We start from the raw sequence: 14,727 nt of genomic DNA on the forward strand, positions 1-14,727 counted from the left end.
GCCTAGTGTAAATTTTTGTATCAGCACACAATATTTATGTCTTTGTAAATATCAATAAGCACTTATTGAGATAGAATGGTGAAGCAAAGCGCAACATTTATACTGTAAAAAATTTGTTTGATTTTAGTAGTTAATGAAAGCGTAATATGTAAATTTTTTAAGTAACTTTTTGTATGCGTACTATGACATTTACCATTTAAGTTTGTTTACTAAAAATGACACTTAATTTGCTAACAGACAGTCCGCTGATTGCATTTACTATTCTTCTAACAGTAATTTTTACTGTACCCCCTATATTTGAGCGACTACGACTACCTGGATTAGTCGGGTTGCTGCTAGCAGGTATAATTTTAGGACAAAACGGGCTAAAATTATTAGACTCTGAATCAGAAACAGTGAATCTACTCTCAGACATCGGTAAACTTTATTTGATGTTTGTAGCAGGTTTAGAAATCGACTTAGAACAGTTCCGTAAAACTAAAAATCGTTCAATAGTTTTTGGTAGTCTGACATTTCTAGTTCCGCTAATTGCTGGCATTATTGCAGGACGTTTATTTAGTTTTAGCTGGAATTCTTCTGTCCTAATTGGTTCTTTGTTGGCTTCTCATACTCTTTTGGCATATCCAATTGTGAGTCGTCTGGGAGTTGTAGCAAATGAAGCTGTCACTGTTACCATTGGTGCCACAATTTTTACTGATACAGGTGCTTTGCTAGTATTAGCAATTTGTGTTGGAATTCATGGGGGAAACTTCTCTGCTTTAAGCTTAGCAACTTTGTTGGGTGGATTAACAATTTACTCTGTTGTAGTTCTGTTTGGTTTTGACTGGGCAGGAAAAGAATTTTTTCGACGTTCTGGAGATGAACAAAGTAACCAGTTTTTGTTTATCTTATTAGCCTTATTTTTAGCATCTGTTGGAGCGCAGATAATTGGAATTGAAAAAATTGTTGGCGCGTTTTTAGCAGGTTTAGCTGTCAATGATGTTTTAGGACGTAGCCCAGTCAAAGAAAAAATTGAGTTTATTGGCAGTGTTCTATTCATCCCTTGTTTCTTTGTAGACATGGGATTATTAATTAATATTCCTGCCTTTATCAAAACCCTTAGTTCAATTTGGCTAACTTTGGTAATTGTAGTGGCTTTGATTGGTAGCAAATTTATCGCGGCGTTTTTAGCAAAACTACTATATCGCTATAACACGGCAGAAATGTTGACGATGTGGTCATTGTCACTACCACAGGTAGCAGCTACATTAGCAGCAACATTGGTTGCATATCAAGCCGTTAATCCTGCTGGCGAGCGATTAATTAATGAAGGTGTTTTAAATAGTGTAATTGTTTTGATGCTAGTTACTGCCATCCTCGGCCCGATAATCACAGCGAGATTTGCTACTTTTTTACAGCTTTCTTCTACAGGTTTTGAAACAGATAAATTAACAACTTGGTGGGGAAATTCTGAAGATCAGTTGGCAGATAAAAATGATGAACTATTTACTGTCATAGTACCGATCTACAATCCTCAAACCCAGCGCTATTTAATAGAAATGGCAGCACTTTTAGCCCGTCATGAATCGGGAAAAGTTGTGCCATTAGCTATTACCAAAGCTCATGTAAATATGGACAATCCAGAATTAGCAACAGCATTAGATCAAAGTAAGCAAAGATTGGATTTGGCTAGAAAAATCAGTCAAGAATTTGAAGTGGAAGTATCACCCGCAATTCGGATTGATGATGATGCAGCTTTGGGAATTAGCCGCACCAGTCGAGAACAAAACGCTAGTTTAGTTGTGATGGGTTGGTCGCGGACAACAGGCTTGCGTGCCCGTTTGTTTGGTAGTGTAATTGACAGTGTTTTTTGGTCTTCTCATTGTCAGGTAGCAGTAACACGTCTTTTGAGCAGTCCTACAACCATCAGAAGAATTATTGTACCAGTTGGAGACTTAACGCGACAAACCATAGGCGCTGTGCGGTTCGCTCAAATTTTAGCTGATGTGAATCCAGCTGAAGTGGTACTATTGCACGTGAGCGATCGCAAAACACCACCAACTTTGGTAGAAAAATTTACATCTCAATTGTCGGATATCGCTGCTAAAAGTCAGTTACAAGTGAATACAAACATTCAAATAATTAAGGATAATGATATTGCTAGAGTGATAATTCGAGAATCTCAAGCATTTGATTTAGCCGTGTTACGCTCTGTCCGTTATCGTACAGCTGGGGGACTAGCCATAAGCCAAGTGACAACACAGTTACTTCAAGAATTGAAGTGTTCAATTGTGCTACTGGGAGAGCCTAACTCGTGATCAAGCATAAGATTTCACTATGATCAGATATTGCTGTGTAATGTATAGTTAAAGCGATCGCGGGTTGTTGATCGATCATGGCTTGGCTATCAGACAAAGCTAGTTCCATGTCATCTTCTCGCGACATGAATAATGTTGGTCATGCAGAAAAGACTTAGAAAAGCTTAAACTCAGCCTCAAAAACTTGTTCTTCACTAGACGAGCTACTCAAAAATTTGCAAGTCTTAAGTTAATCAATTAACCAATCGGAGCTAGCTAATAATTTTTACTTTTCATAACCTATGAGATAACCATTTGTCATGAGTCACTACAAAATCTTTATTTAGGCAAAAGTATTTAATCAAACTTTAACTAACATTATTTTAATTACCTGGATAGAGTATGGCTGTTTATCTTGTTGTCCAAGATGTGATTAGTAACTCACATCAGTTTAGTCAGTATACCCAGAGTCTGGAATCAATTATCCAACGCTGTGGTGGTCGAATGATTGCTATCTCCCCATTAGATATTTCTGAGGCCCAGCAAACAATAGTTTTTGAGTGCCTGTCACGGGAAGATGCAGTTGGATTTTGGTATTCAGATGAATATGCGACAGTACGCAATTTCCAAGAAACTGCTCCATTTCAAGCGCTCATTGTCGAAGGAGAAATACAGTTATGAGCGTAAGTCAGCAGTGCATATATTTTTTTACAATTCTTGAGCTTCAAAAATCTTCATACTCACCGCAGACTAACTAACTGCTGTGTGGAAGTAACAGATTTAGTTGGAATTACTTGAGAAGATGGAGAGACTTCACATCAGTTGATTGGTAAAGAGCGAATTAACTCTCGAACTACATCTGTTGCTGCTCTGCCTGTGGTTACACAGTATTTTTCCAGCTTTTCACTTTCGGTAGACGTAAGACTTATCATTATTCGTTTAATAGGCCATTTTTTATTCATAATTTCCTTCATCAATTAACTCGTTAATAAAAATAGAATTTCTCGGCATTAGTAGTGTAAATCTTGAGGTTTACAAAGTCTTTCTACCAAGTATCTGTATCTGTGCTTGTAAATTTAAAAACTAAGTTATCAAGTAAAATATTGCCGTTCTTTACCAAAGAATACAATGCCCCCCTTGGGCATTTTTAGCTTATTTTCCCGAATAATAAGGAAATTTTTTATTTCATCTTGCCTGTAAATTGGTTGTCAAACAGCTAAAAAGTGAAAATAAGGTACTGCAAAATTTCAATTGTTACTTTGTATATTTATTCCAATACCATTTTTATATAAAGATGCGTATAACTAGCCTGACTCCGCAGCTACTGAAGAGCAGCATCAACTGATTGTATAAAATCTTGATTTAACCAACCTACCTTATCTGTTAAAGTGTGCTGCTTACAAAGTGTACGTACCTGCTACGCTTTTACCTTGGCTTTTTTTCTAGTTCACATCAGGTGTAAGTTCTATCTTTTGTAAGGTGCGAAAGCCATTTAGAACGCACTAAGCTATCTCTTATTGAAGATGCTTAACTATCCTTAAAGAAAAGATGGATTTCAGCGAAACTCTCATTAATAAAAGTCATGCCATTGTTGATCAATGGGTAGAAGTAGTCTATCAAGATGAACAAATTGAAGCAACAAAGGAGCTAACTTTGAAAGCTGTACGTAATAGTTTACCTCGTGTTTTAAAAGCGTTAGCAACAGTACTTTCTGAGTCTGAAAAAAGCGATTTACAAACAGTAGTCGATGCAAGTTTAGAACACGGCTGGCTGTGTGCTGAACAAGGATTTGAGCCAGCAGAAATTGCGCGAGAGTTCCGTTTACTGCGGTTTGTTATTTTTTCTTTTCTGGAAAAAGATTTATTAAAGGCATCTCCTATAGATATGTTGCGGGCTGTACGCCTGATAGATACGGTAATTGATGAAGCGATCGCTCGTTGCTTTAATAGCTATACTCACGGAAGACTACAAGAGTTAAAACAACTCCAAAGTCAGTTACGCTTGACTAACCAAGAACTAACTCGCTTGGTTTGGGCTACTAAAGATAGCCTATCACAGTTGGCTCATGAACTAAAAACACCTTTAACTTCAATTATTTGTTACGCAGACTTATTTCTCCGCCAGCATCGCCAACAAACAAAACTCAAAAATTCGTATCCCAATCTCGAAAGTATCGAACGAGTTATGAAGAGTGGTAGGCTGATTCTGCGCTTAATTAATGATACTCTGGAAATCTCTCGTTATGATGCTGGCAGAATGATATTACGGCCAACTGCCACTGATGTACGTGGGTTAATTAGCTCAGTTGTCGAGATAATTGAACCTCTGGTACGTAATAAAGAATTATCTTTAGTTGTTGATTGCGATCGCGCTCCAGATCAGGTTACTACAGATCCACTTCGAGTTCAACAAATTCTGACGAATTTGCTTAGTAATGCCATTCGATATACAGAATCCGGGACGATTAGTTTGCAATGTTGTCAGGAATCCGAACAAAAATGGGCTATATCTATTACTGATACAGGATTGGGAATTTCATCCGATGCTCAAACAAAAATCTTCCAACCTTATTTTCGTGCAGTCCGCGATCAACAACAGCAAGATTCCAATGGCACAGGGTTGGGATTGGCGATTGTGTCTCGCCTAGTTCAATTATTGCATGGTGAAATCAAGTTAGTTTCAGAACTGGGAAAAGGATCTACATTTACGGTAATTTTTCCCTTAGATGCAATGCTCATGAGCCAAGTTTCTGCGACAAGAGAAGACACGCCTTTGCTAATTGCTCATCAAGATAAAGTAGAAAATGCAGAATCAGAATTGTGACGATTATTCTATTGAGCAGATAAAGCGAAATGAAAGCCAATTAGAGAAGTTAGCGTGAATTAGCACTCAACTTTGTTTATAAGTAAACATGGAAAATCCATTTCAAAAAATATAGGTTTAGTTTAGTTGCGGAAATCACTGGCAAAACAAATACATCTAATGGCTAGGCACAATGATCTGCCAATTACAATATGCTCATATAATACATTGTTTTTATTTTAGGGAATAACTAGATGTTCATCCTTTACTATTCGGAGGATTTCAAATAATCGCTATACAATAGATATACTGCACACAAGTGTAAAATTATATGGTGATGTTTAAGTTTTAAGCAAGCTAATGAAAACAATAATTTCAATCTTTAATGAAGAACGCAACCAACTTCAGACAGATATTAATAGTTTAACGAGTATTGAAGAGGTAGTTAAACTAATCCAAAGCCGACTTGATCATATAGAAAGATTTTATATTAGCGAATTAAATATAACTCAAGTACGTTTGTCGGCGTTTTTTCTAGAGGTCTTGCGTCAGTCTATTGCCAATCTTGCGGCAGTTCAAATTGCTCAGATTGCTTCAAAAGAACATAAGCAAGCTAATAATTTTGCGGTTACGTCTTCCCCCAGTCGGCTAATCTTAAAAATGCTAAAGGTACTACTTTATGTAGGTATTTTAGGTTGGTTATTTTATTTAACAAAAACTACCATAAATGCATGGATGGGGATTTTACTTGCTTCTGTGCTGTTAGGATTGGAAGTGTTGCTGCAATTTGATAGAAATGATTCAAGTTCACAAGAGATAATAGAACTAGCCCAACCTGTGTTGAAAATTGATAGTTTAATTCTTTTAGATAACCTAGCTGATGCGCTCAACACTATCGACTTAGTAGTTGCTAGATTTGCCGAATCTCACAAAGACGAAGATGAGCGCAACATGGAAGAATTGCCAGAACTATTAAATTTTCTACAAAGGCTGATGGGTGCATCATTTCTGAATAAACCTCAGATGATGATGGAACTCACGAAACTTTTGCCACAAATTTTAATGTCTCAGGGGATTCGCGCTCAAATTTACCAAGCAAAAGAACCTCATAGCGATCGCACTTACTTTGATTTTGAGCCAAGTATCGACCCTGATACCAAAGATTATGTCACGATTACGCCCGCTTTGTTGAAAGGCGATCGCTTGTTGAGACGCGGTAGGGTAATTGAGCCAGCATACTCCCAAGCCAGAGAATCATAGACAATATATTGTATGGAAATTTTAGAAACAGTCGGTTTTGATTTGGGACACGGTGAAACAGCAGTAGCTAAAGCGATTGCCCTGAGCATCGAACCGCCCCAAATGTTGGAGATTAATAATAAAAAGACCCAAATCACCGCCCTTGCTTGGCATCCAAAACTCGGTTATCTAGTTGGCGAACAAGCCTTAATTCAAGCTGGCGTTACTCAATTGGCAATCACTTTCAAGCAAAAACCCAATAACGATCCCAAATATCGCAAGACAATTAGTACTTTTGTTGCCACCTACTACCACCTACTAAAAGAAAGTAGACAAATTGAATCTCAGGACAATACTTACTTTTACGTTGGTTGCCCTTCAGGATGGACAGTTAAAGAACGTTCAGAATACCAGAAACTGCTGCAAGAATCTGGCATTCATTTACTAAATGTCGTCCCAGAATCACGGGCAGCTTTTATGCAGGCCAAAGAAGCCGGTAAACTGGAATACGAAAAACTCCTTTCGTCGGTATTAATTATTGATATTGGCTCCTCAACTACAGATTTTACCTTAGTTAAAAACTTACAAGAAATCCCCTTAGATTTTGGCAATAATACTTTAGGTGCATCTTTAATTGATAAAGCCGTTTTTGCTACCACTCTCGCCAAACACGAACAAAAGTCATTACTCGAAAAAGTATTCCAGGAATATCCACATCATCAAGCGCGTTGTGAATTAGCTTGTCGCAAAGCCAAGGAAGATTACTTTTCTAATGAACAGCTTTACAGCGATGCTCAATCTTTTGCCCGTGGCTTTGAATCTATTAACGAACAGATTTATTTTATCCCCCAAGTCAACAAATTGATGATGGACGAAATATTGAACCAACCTTTACCCGAACTAGAGCAAAAAAGTTGGCTGCAATCATTTCACGAAGCTTTAACAGAAGCACAACAACAGCTAAAACAGCAAGGTATTGTGCCGAAACTAATATTAATGACTGGTGGTGCATCTCGGATGAAATTTACCCACCAGCTTTGTCAGGAATTCTTCCCTGAACCAGAAACCCAACTGCGTCCAGACCCGGAGCCTGAAAGGTGCATTGCACTTGGTTTAGCACGTGTGGGACGCTGGGATTTACGTGCTAATGCCTTCAAGCACGAAGTCAATAAATTGATGGAATCAAACAAGCTCAAAGAATTGATTGGTCAACATATTCCAGAGTTAATAGAATCATTGGCTAAGCCATTAGCTGAGGGGTTAATTGAGAACGCAGTTAGACCAGGGGTAAAAGATTGGCAAAAAAACCAAATTCGTACTTTGGCTGATTTGGAAACCTCAATGAAGCAGCGAGCCCAAGAGTGGCTGCAAGGCGATATCGCTCAACAGATAGTTAACAACCAATGTATCAGCTGGTTTACTCATAAAATTCAACCAGATTTAGCCGCAGAAACTGATCCAATATGCCGAAAGTTCCAGATACCCAGAAGCAGTTTGAGGTTTGAAGATAGTATCGAGCCTGCTTTGGTCAACCCAGAGTTACGCATTGGAGATGCTATTTTGGCTGACACAGTAGCATTCATCGTCAATGTATTAATTGGTGGGGGTACTCTCGCCAGTATCATCACTCTGATATTGACCGGACATTTAACATGGCCTATTGCATTGGTTTATGGCGCTTCAGTAATGGCTGCTGGTATGGAACTAAATCGAGAAACTGTGAAAGAGGCAATTAAAACAAATGTCAATGTTCCTGGTTGGATTCGCTCTAGTTTTTTGAATGACCGGAAAATTGACGATATGTGCAACCAAGTAAAGCCTGAGCTAGATAAGGTTATTCAAGAACAACTGACAGCAAATCAAGATGCTTTTGATAAACTAATTACTAAAGTTGAGCAAGGTTTGCAAAAAGCTCTATCTACTAAGGTTCAAGAGGCAATAATTTTGATCCAATAATGTATCTAGATGGTCAATTTGCTCATCTAAAGAAGCTTCGCAGTGGATGAATAGAGATACCCTACGGATTACAATACATACATTGGGCTGGATTCGCAAATTCCATACCATTAGGGAATAGTTTCTCTTGATTAAAACCACATTTTTTACATTGATAAATTGCGGTCAGTGGTAAGGTGGTTGGGATATGACAAAATTCACAGGGTAATCCCTGAATTATTTCAGTTATTTCAAAACCAGGGGCATTACATTTTGGGCAACAACTGCTAATTTTATTGAGTAGATTATGGGTAGCTTTTGCGATATTTTTCATCCGGGTGGGATTATACATTGCTCGCATATCTGTCTCGATATTTACCTGATTATTTGGCGAATGACGCAATGCCAAATCAACTGATGTTATCAAATCTATTTCTTTTGTAATACCTTTCGTTATCTCATTACATCTATTCTCTAAGTTTTCAAACCAGACAACTAATCCATGTTCTGGAAAACCAACTTTATTAGCAAAAATATATGTCTCATCTAAATTTGTTATAATTTGATGATTAAAGTTAGTATCTATAGAAATTTCCTCACCAATAATTTCTAGATTATTAATTTTATCTAAGAAAATAACTATTTCTCTATTAGAGTAAATATAAGGGACTAATGGATGGGGTGTAAAATTACCTTCGCTGGCGATCGCTAAATTTCCTCGTGTTAATTCTAAGGCTTTCTCTGCTTTGAATTTAGCTGCGGCAATTTGTGTTCCCGGACGTTTTACTTCTCTAGTAAATGTGCCAAAAATATCAGTATTAAAATTCTGTGGTACTATAACGTTGATGCCCAACTCTTGTTCTAATAGTGGAGCAATTACCTTTTCTTTTTGGTGCATTGTCGCCAACACAGCCAGACGATCATTAAATAATTGCTGGTCATTCATTCTGCGCTAATCCCTATTGTCACCTGAATCCTTACAAATTTTTTAATTACGAACCGCCCTACGGGTGACGCTCGCAAGCTCGCTACCGCTACGCTAACAGCAGTTCCTCATGGGGGAAACCCCCAAGACCGGACTGCTTCACCAAGAACGCCAAAAGCGCCAAGGAAGAAAAGGATAATCATTAAGTGTAAGTTTATAGAGAATTGGTATTAGTTTGAGGACTGCAAAGATTCAGCATTTGGAGGAATAATTTCAAGGCCATACCTGGGAGCAGCAGCCAAAACTTTTTCAATGTCTGCGGGACTCACCGTAGGTGATGACATCCTCTCTAATACTGGCACACCTACTTCTATGAAAAACTTTTCTAACCCTGCTGGCGTGACCCAGCATAGCAGTTTTGCTGGCTCTGAACCGATGTTTGTAAACCTGTGGAGTTGTCCTTTAGGAGAATGAAGAAAGGTTCCAGGAGTTGCTACAATAATTTGCTGATCAAGCTGAAATTCCAATTTTCCCTCTTGAATATAAAAAGCTTCGTCTTCGTGACCATGAATGTGGGGAAGTGTACCGCTTTGTGGTTGAACGATAATCTCAACTAAAGCATAGGCTTGACCCGTTTCTTCGCCTACAGCTTTAAAAGTATATAAATCCCCAAGTACCCAATAGGAAGAACCTTGTCCTGGTTGCTGCAATAGTCCTTTTTGATTCACTGTCATGGTCATGTCCTCACTTGTATACACTAGGAATTGGGTAATTTATCGCTCAGCAACCATTGCCTCTTACCTAAATATCATTTCGCCGCCGCGGCGAAAAATACAGCGTTTGTTGTTATGGTCATGTAGTTTAGCGCAACGCACAGCCTTTTTTCCTTTCAGTCTCACCTAAACTTCTGCTGCTAAACCATTCTTAAAAATGGCGCAGTGAAATAAACCCAGATACCTTTGTTATTATGAGATGGAATTTTCGATAGTTATATAGGAACAGTCAAAGGAATACCGTTATCTGTAGGTTGCAACTTAAGAATAAATGGAACAGCTTTCAATGCCCACTCAGACGCGGGTGTATAGTTAGCAGCTTCTTCGCCAAAGCTAATATCCAGCATATCAGTATGAATAATCCCCGGATTGAGAGGAATAGCTGCCATCCCACTAGGTAACTCTTGAGCTAAAGAACGAGTTAACCCTTCAATTGCCCACTTGGAAGCACAATAGGGCGCAACCTGGGCAGAACCAGAGCGTCCCCAGCCAGAACTAAAGTTAATAATAATACCACGTTTGTTTTTCACCATTGCTGGAACAAAATGGCTAATTATATTAAATACCCCTTTAATGTTGATGTCTATCAACTGAGAAAACTCCTCAGAAGTAACCTGCCACAAAGGCGCTGGGTGATTAATAATCCCAGCATTGTTAATCAGTATATCTGGTGGCTGATATTTGTTCAGTAAGTGTTCTGCCCAATTTTCTACTTGCTGCTCATTTGTCACATCTACAACAGTAAAATCGTTTGGTGTAGTGAACTTCTGACGCAGTTCCTCGATCGCTGCTGATGAACGAGCGCAACCAAGCACAGTATGTCCCTGATGAATAAAATGCTCGGTCATCGCGAAACCGAGACCTCGACTTACACCAGTAATCAAGATGAGCTTGGTCATGTCTTTCTGCTATTAAAGGTATCTTTAACAATCCTATCTGCTTTAAAATAATGTTTAGAGTAGTACAAATAGATCGTCATATCTGTAAACACGAGCCAACAAAACAATAGTTAAGCTTCGACCACCGCGATCGCACTTGCTTGTGCTTTGAGTGTTCAAATTATACAAAACCCTGGCAGGTAAGTATCACCAAAATACAAGACCCACGAAAAGTCAGTCTAAATAAGCAATACAGTATTATTGTATCTGTAATACTAGCTGGATTTGATCCTATTTATCCTGCTAATTCTTCCTATAGCGCCAAATTTAAAATTGCTGAATTACTTGCTACCTCTAGCCTGTTATCATTTTAGCTATAATTAGTTTTTAGCTTTACTACTAGGAGAATAGCCAAACACATCAACATGCTTGTTTTGAGTCTGTTACGGGAGATATTTCTGTGAGTTTAGTTTTAACTAAATATTATTACAATAATGAGTCTATCGGCACTAGACAAGAAGTACGTGTTTATTGCCAAAAACAAGGCGCAAATGGCAGAATCGTTTTAGAAGATATTATATCTGCCTTACTTACTAACATCACATTTTCTATTAAAAAAAAGTCTATACCTGCTAGTATTGACAACAATATTCTACTTATAACGAAAGAAAAAATAGAAAAAGCTAAAATTAATCCATTTATACACGAAGGATTACATCTTGCTGATGTAGAACAGCTTTATGAATTTTACCATTTTTGTAATGATATTTCAGATGCTGAATTTTACAAAATTTTCGGAAATTGGTTGAATTTGGAAGTTTGTTCTCTGATTATTAAACGTTTAGCCCATTTAGGTAACTTAGTTAACCCATTACCTTTTGAGGAAAAATATTCCTTAAGAATAACAAAATTATTTAAGGATAAAGAAAAAGTAACAATTGTCGAATGGCTAACTACAAATTACGGCTTGACCGTTCCTTGGGTAATTACTATTCTGATTCAGAAAGTTAAAATTTTAATACTTGGCGGGTTTCAAATAAATACTGAAGCACCTTCCACTAAAAATCAAACTAACGTCAATATTTATTCTCTTAATACTTTTAGATTTATTGCTCAAGCAATAGAGTGGTTATTTTCTGGCAGTGATAATTGGAATTGGTTAAAAGAATCACTGAGTCATGATTTTGTTCAGAAAGCTGTTGATGCAGATAAGCAGTTAATCAAGTCTCTTCGAGAAAATGGCAAAAATGACGATGACATTATTCAAATTATTTGGATGGTAACTCCCACCTCTAATCTTATTGAAAATAAGAATTATCAATATCAAATATTAAAGGCCTTCCTAGCAATGGTATAAGAAGATGTTTGAAAAGTCCTATTGTCGGTAGCAAAACATTTTAGATCCCTCTAAATCCCCCTTAAAAAGGGAGACTTAAATTCAATTCCTCCCTTAAAAAGGGGGGGTAGGGGGGATCAATTAAGTGCCTAAAATCACAGTTAATCACTTTTAAAACAACCTCTAAGGGTGCAAAATGCTATCTGAAGAAGAAGCAATTATTATACTGGAATCAAACAATATGAAGCCTAGCATACGTCAATTAGGCATCCAGAAGAATTTGATAACAAGATTAATCAATGGATACTCATTTATTGTTACACAAGATGAGTCAAATCCTGACTACTTGTGTGCATTTCTAAATCATCCAAAAAATGGAGTTTTAATCATCTGGCATGAAATTGATCACCAGTCTCTGTCTTTGGCAATAAAAAATGTACAAACACTATTGAAAATCAATTCTAAACCTAAATTGGTTACTGACCGCCAATTTTTAGTTATTACTCTTACACTTTTTAGTGTATTGATAGGTACAGGTTATATTGTTGGCACGCAAGTGGTAAATTATTGTAATATTCAGCGCCCAGAAACACCGCTGTTAAAACCTTAATAGCATTATAATTACCTGCATTGCATAATGCTTTAAGTGAATAAAAAAGAGATGTCTAGCTCTTCTGTTTTTCAAACATTTTTACAGAATGACTAATTTCCAGATAGCGGTGAAGATATTCAGTAATAATCCCATGCATGATTAAATCACGGGCGGCTTGAAAAGGACTGTTTGGTGCCAAAGGATGGCGATTGGTAACGATGTGATTCCAGTTATAATCATTAATAATTGTACTAATGTATACGGCAAAATTTTCATCAAACTGTAGTGATAGTACTGCTCGTGTAAATTCATCACTAGTTAAACACAAGGAATAAAACACTTTAAACAGTTCAATTGTTGATTCCAAGTCAAGAATCTTCCAAGGAGGACGGGTGTCAAAATCTATATCTATTTTTACAGGCGTAATGCTATCGTAATTTAGTTCTCGTTGTTTGAGTTGTTCTAACCATTGGGGATTTGCTTGTTGCGCCTAGTGATAGTCAAGGACAAAGTTATAAAGAAGTAAGTCATGCTCTAAAAAAGCATTTTTTTAGCTAAATCATCAACTGTACGTGGATAAAGTTGAGATTTTTCTATCATTGGGTCAGGGCCGTTATCAATCAGAAAATTGATAATACTAGATCCAAGTCTTGCTTTGAAAGGCTGCCCACCGATTTTACCCAGGTAGTCTTCTATCTGGTTATTGCTAATAGGTTCGCCAGGTAAAACTTACCGATACTATTGATATAAACGCTGTTCATAGTAAAAATTATTTACTCAAGGATAAGTACATATACTGCCCTTTTGAAAATGAAAATATGTAATAAATTCTCATTAATCATTAGAAAAAAATAAAACTGTAAATGCTGAGAAATTATCTAATTGCAGTATGTAATTATACTGCTAACATTCCATAAATATTGTGACAGTTTGATTAACGCACGTTTAAAACCTAATCAAATTACTCAATGGAAGTGAATAGAATACAAACCATATTCTCGAAAGAATGTGACAGTTTGATTAACGCACATTTTTCCGAAATCCTCCGCAACGAATTGGGATCTAACACTATCCAAAATACTCAAGTTAGGTGAGTTATGAATAATGGAAATTTTAAGAACACATCTATTAACTTTGGTAAAGCGTTTCTAGCCGCTACAATACTGATTACGGCTTCTGTTGATCCGGCCCTTGCTAACGACAAAGTTGAGATTTTAGGCGCAGAATATGGTGGTAACGGTTGCCCTGATGGTTCTGCTAGCGTCAGCGTCAGTCCCGATGGTCAAGAGCTAAGTATTCTATTCGATCAGTTTATAGCTGTGGGGAATAAGGTTGCACAAAGCCGCAAAAGCTGTAATATGAGCATCCCCATCAGAGTGCCCCAAGGCTTTCAAATTTCCCTCTACGATGCTGATTATCGAGGCTATGTTGCTCCCTCCACAATTGGGAGACTAAGAGCAGAGTACTTTTTTGCTGGTCAGCGTGGCCCTGTTTTTTCTAGGACATTTAGAGGCGAAAGTGACTACAATGTTCGAGATCAATTAGTGACTATGGCTGATGTCTGGTCACGCTGTGGCGACAGTGTAAATATGCGTGTAAATGCTGCAATGACTGCTAATGGTCAAGGGATGGCGACTGTTGACTCTTTTGACCTTGCCCACCGTGGTTTAGTTTATCACATCAAATATCGCCAGTGTCGTTAGTCTTTGCAACTAGACTGTCAGGAGTCCCTCACTGATTTTGAGTACAAAATTAGTGAGAGGGATGCCAGTTCCCCCAGGGAACTGGCATTGGCGTTTTTACTTATCCTGGAACACAAGGATTGCTGGACAAAATACGGCTTAAAACTTTTTTTCTCTTGTTACACTGAATTTACCTCAACTAAAGATACACTTTTCCTGGAGAGTTTATTAAATATCGCTACAATAATTTGATTTTAAAAAACATTTGCTAACCACCTATTAAGAGAAC

General features: G+C 37.5%; 13 protein-coding genes and 1 pseudogene. 8 read left to right on the forward strand and 6 right to left on the reverse strand.

Features of this window, described 5'->3' with window-relative positions; translation table 11 throughout:
- The first annotated feature begins 215 nt into the window (after positions 1–215).
- Positions 216–2,297, forward strand: coding sequence for a cation:proton antiporter domain-containing protein (locus I8751_RS27760; protein WP_214442304.1), 2,082 nt, complete (start codon positions 216–218; stop codon positions 2,295–2,297).
- Here I8751_RS27760 and I8751_RS27765 read toward each other — a convergent pair.
- Positions 2,287–2,424 (reverse strand): hypothetical protein, encoded by a 138-nt coding sequence (locus I8751_RS27765; protein WP_214442305.1) that lies wholly within the window; start codon positions 2,422–2,424, stop codon positions 2,287–2,289. The two genes, I8751_RS27760 and I8751_RS27765, sit on opposite strands and share 11 nt — an antisense overlap.
- 254 nt (positions 2,425–2,678) lie before the next feature.
- Between I8751_RS27765 and I8751_RS27770 the strand changes: the two genes are divergently transcribed.
- Positions 2,679–2,957 carry a DUF1330 domain-containing protein gene (locus I8751_RS27770; protein WP_214442306.1) on the forward strand — a complete coding sequence of 93 codons (279 nt, stop codon included), beginning with the start codon at positions 2,679–2,681 and terminating at the stop codon, positions 2,955–2,957.
- Between the two features lie 137 nt (positions 2,958–3,094).
- Here the strand turns inward: I8751_RS27770 and I8751_RS29945 are convergent, their stop codons facing one another.
- Positions 3,095–3,238, reverse strand: coding sequence for a CopG family transcriptional regulator (locus I8751_RS29945; protein WP_225894465.1), 144 nt, complete (start codon positions 3,236–3,238; stop codon positions 3,095–3,097).
- Positions 3,239–3,824: 586 nt separating this feature from the next.
- Between I8751_RS29945 and I8751_RS27775 the strand changes: the two genes are divergently transcribed.
- From I8751_RS27775 to I8751_RS27785, 3 genes are all read left to right on the forward strand, one after another.
- Complete coding sequence (locus I8751_RS27775) at positions 3,825–5,099, forward strand: sensor histidine kinase (protein ID WP_214442307.1); 1,275 nt, start codon at positions 3,825–3,827, stop codon at positions 5,097–5,099.
- Positions 5,100–5,438: 339 nt separating this feature from the next.
- Positions 5,439–6,338 carry a hypothetical protein gene (locus tag I8751_RS27780; protein ID WP_214442308.1) on the forward strand — a complete coding sequence of 300 codons (900 nt, stop codon included), beginning with the start codon at positions 5,439–5,441 and terminating at the stop codon, positions 6,336–6,338.
- 12 nt (positions 6,339–6,350) lie between these two features.
- Positions 6,351–8,273 carry an Hsp70 family protein gene (locus tag I8751_RS27785; RefSeq protein ID WP_214442309.1) on the forward strand — a complete coding sequence of 641 codons (1,923 nt, stop codon included), beginning with the start codon at positions 6,351–6,353 and terminating at the stop codon, positions 8,271–8,273.
- A 61-nt stretch (positions 8,274–8,334) separates the two neighbouring features.
- On the opposite strand, the gene I8751_RS27790 is transcribed toward I8751_RS27785, so the two are convergent.
- The 3 genes from I8751_RS27790 to I8751_RS27800 form a co-directional block, all read right to left on the reverse strand.
- Positions 8,335–9,198: a DUF6671 family protein gene (locus I8751_RS27790; protein ID WP_214442310.1), complete on the reverse strand. Its 864-nt coding sequence runs from the start codon at positions 9,196–9,198 to the stop codon at positions 8,335–8,337.
- Positions 9,199–9,407: 209 nt separating this feature from the next.
- Positions 9,408–9,911, reverse strand: coding sequence for a cupin domain-containing protein (locus I8751_RS27795; RefSeq protein ID WP_214442311.1), 504 nt, complete (start codon positions 9,909–9,911; stop codon positions 9,408–9,410).
- Between the two features lie 254 nt (positions 9,912–10,165).
- On the reverse strand, positions 10,166–10,849 hold the full coding sequence (locus tag I8751_RS27800; RefSeq protein WP_214442312.1) for an SDR family oxidoreductase: 684 nt from the start codon (positions 10,847–10,849) through the stop codon (positions 10,166–10,168).
- A 439-nt stretch (positions 10,850–11,288) separates the two neighbouring features.
- On the opposite strand from I8751_RS27800, the gene I8751_RS27805 reads away from it, so the two are divergent.
- Both I8751_RS27805 and I8751_RS27810 read left to right on the forward strand, forming a co-directional pair.
- Positions 11,289–12,185 carry a hypothetical protein gene (locus I8751_RS27805; RefSeq protein WP_214442313.1) on the forward strand — a complete coding sequence of 299 codons (897 nt, stop codon included), beginning with the start codon at positions 11,289–11,291 and terminating at the stop codon, positions 12,183–12,185.
- Positions 12,186–12,360: 175 nt separating this feature from the next.
- Positions 12,361–12,774 carry a hypothetical protein gene (locus tag I8751_RS27810; RefSeq protein WP_214442314.1) on the forward strand — a complete coding sequence of 138 codons (414 nt, stop codon included), beginning with the start codon at positions 12,361–12,363 and terminating at the stop codon, positions 12,772–12,774.
- 55 nt (positions 12,775–12,829) lie between these two features.
- Here the strand turns inward: I8751_RS27810 and I8751_RS27815 are convergent.
- Positions 12,830–13,225, reverse strand: a pseudogene (locus I8751_RS27815) (DUF6999 family protein); the annotation flags it as partial.
- A 628-nt stretch (positions 13,226–13,853) separates the two neighbouring features.
- On the opposite strand from I8751_RS27815, the gene I8751_RS27820 reads away from it, so the two are divergent.
- Positions 13,854–14,459, forward strand: coding sequence for a DUF4360 domain-containing protein (locus I8751_RS27820; RefSeq protein ID WP_214442316.1), 606 nt, complete (start codon positions 13,854–13,856; stop codon positions 14,457–14,459).
- Positions 14,460–14,727 lie beyond the last annotated feature (268 nt).

Source organism: Atlanticothrix silvestris CENA357 (assembly GCF_016056295.1).
Classification (GTDB): Bacteria; Cyanobacteriota; Cyanobacteriia; order Cyanobacteriales; family Nostocaceae; genus Atlanticothrix; species Atlanticothrix silvestris.

Coding starts and splice junctions, on each gene's coding strand:
- I8751_RS27760 (WP_214442304.1), top strand. CDS start 216: ATGACACTTAATTTGCTAACAGACAGTCCGCTGATTGCATTTACTATT.
- I8751_RS27765 (WP_214442305.1), bottom strand. CDS start 2,424: ATGTCGCGAGAAGATGACATGGAACTAGCTTTGTCTGATAGCCAAGCC.
- I8751_RS27770 (WP_214442306.1), top strand. CDS start 2,679: ATGGCTGTTTATCTTGTTGTCCAAGATGTGATTAGTAACTCACATCAG.
- I8751_RS29945 (WP_225894465.1), bottom strand. CDS start 3,238: ATGAATAAAAAATGGCCTATTAAACGAATAATGATAAGTCTTACGTCT.
- I8751_RS27775 (WP_214442307.1), top strand. CDS start 3,825: ATGGATTTCAGCGAAACTCTCATTAATAAAAGTCATGCCATTGTTGAT.
- I8751_RS27780 (WP_214442308.1), top strand. CDS start 5,439: ATGAAAACAATAATTTCAATCTTTAATGAAGAACGCAACCAACTTCAG.
- I8751_RS27785 (WP_214442309.1), top strand. CDS start 6,351: ATGGAAATTTTAGAAACAGTCGGTTTTGATTTGGGACACGGTGAAACA.
- I8751_RS27790 (WP_214442310.1), bottom strand. CDS start 9,198: ATGAATGACCAGCAATTATTTAATGATCGTCTGGCTGTGTTGGCGACA.
- I8751_RS27795 (WP_214442311.1), bottom strand. CDS start 9,911: ATGACAGTGAATCAAAAAGGACTATTGCAGCAACCAGGACAAGGTTCT.
- I8751_RS27800 (WP_214442312.1), bottom strand. CDS start 10,849: ATGACCAAGCTCATCTTGATTACTGGTGTAAGTCGAGGTCTCGGTTTC.
- I8751_RS27810 (WP_214442314.1), top strand. CDS start 12,361: ATGCTATCTGAAGAAGAAGCAATTATTATACTGGAATCAAACAATATG.
- I8751_RS27820 (WP_214442316.1), top strand. CDS start 13,854: ATGAATAATGGAAATTTTAAGAACACATCTATTAACTTTGGTAAAGCG.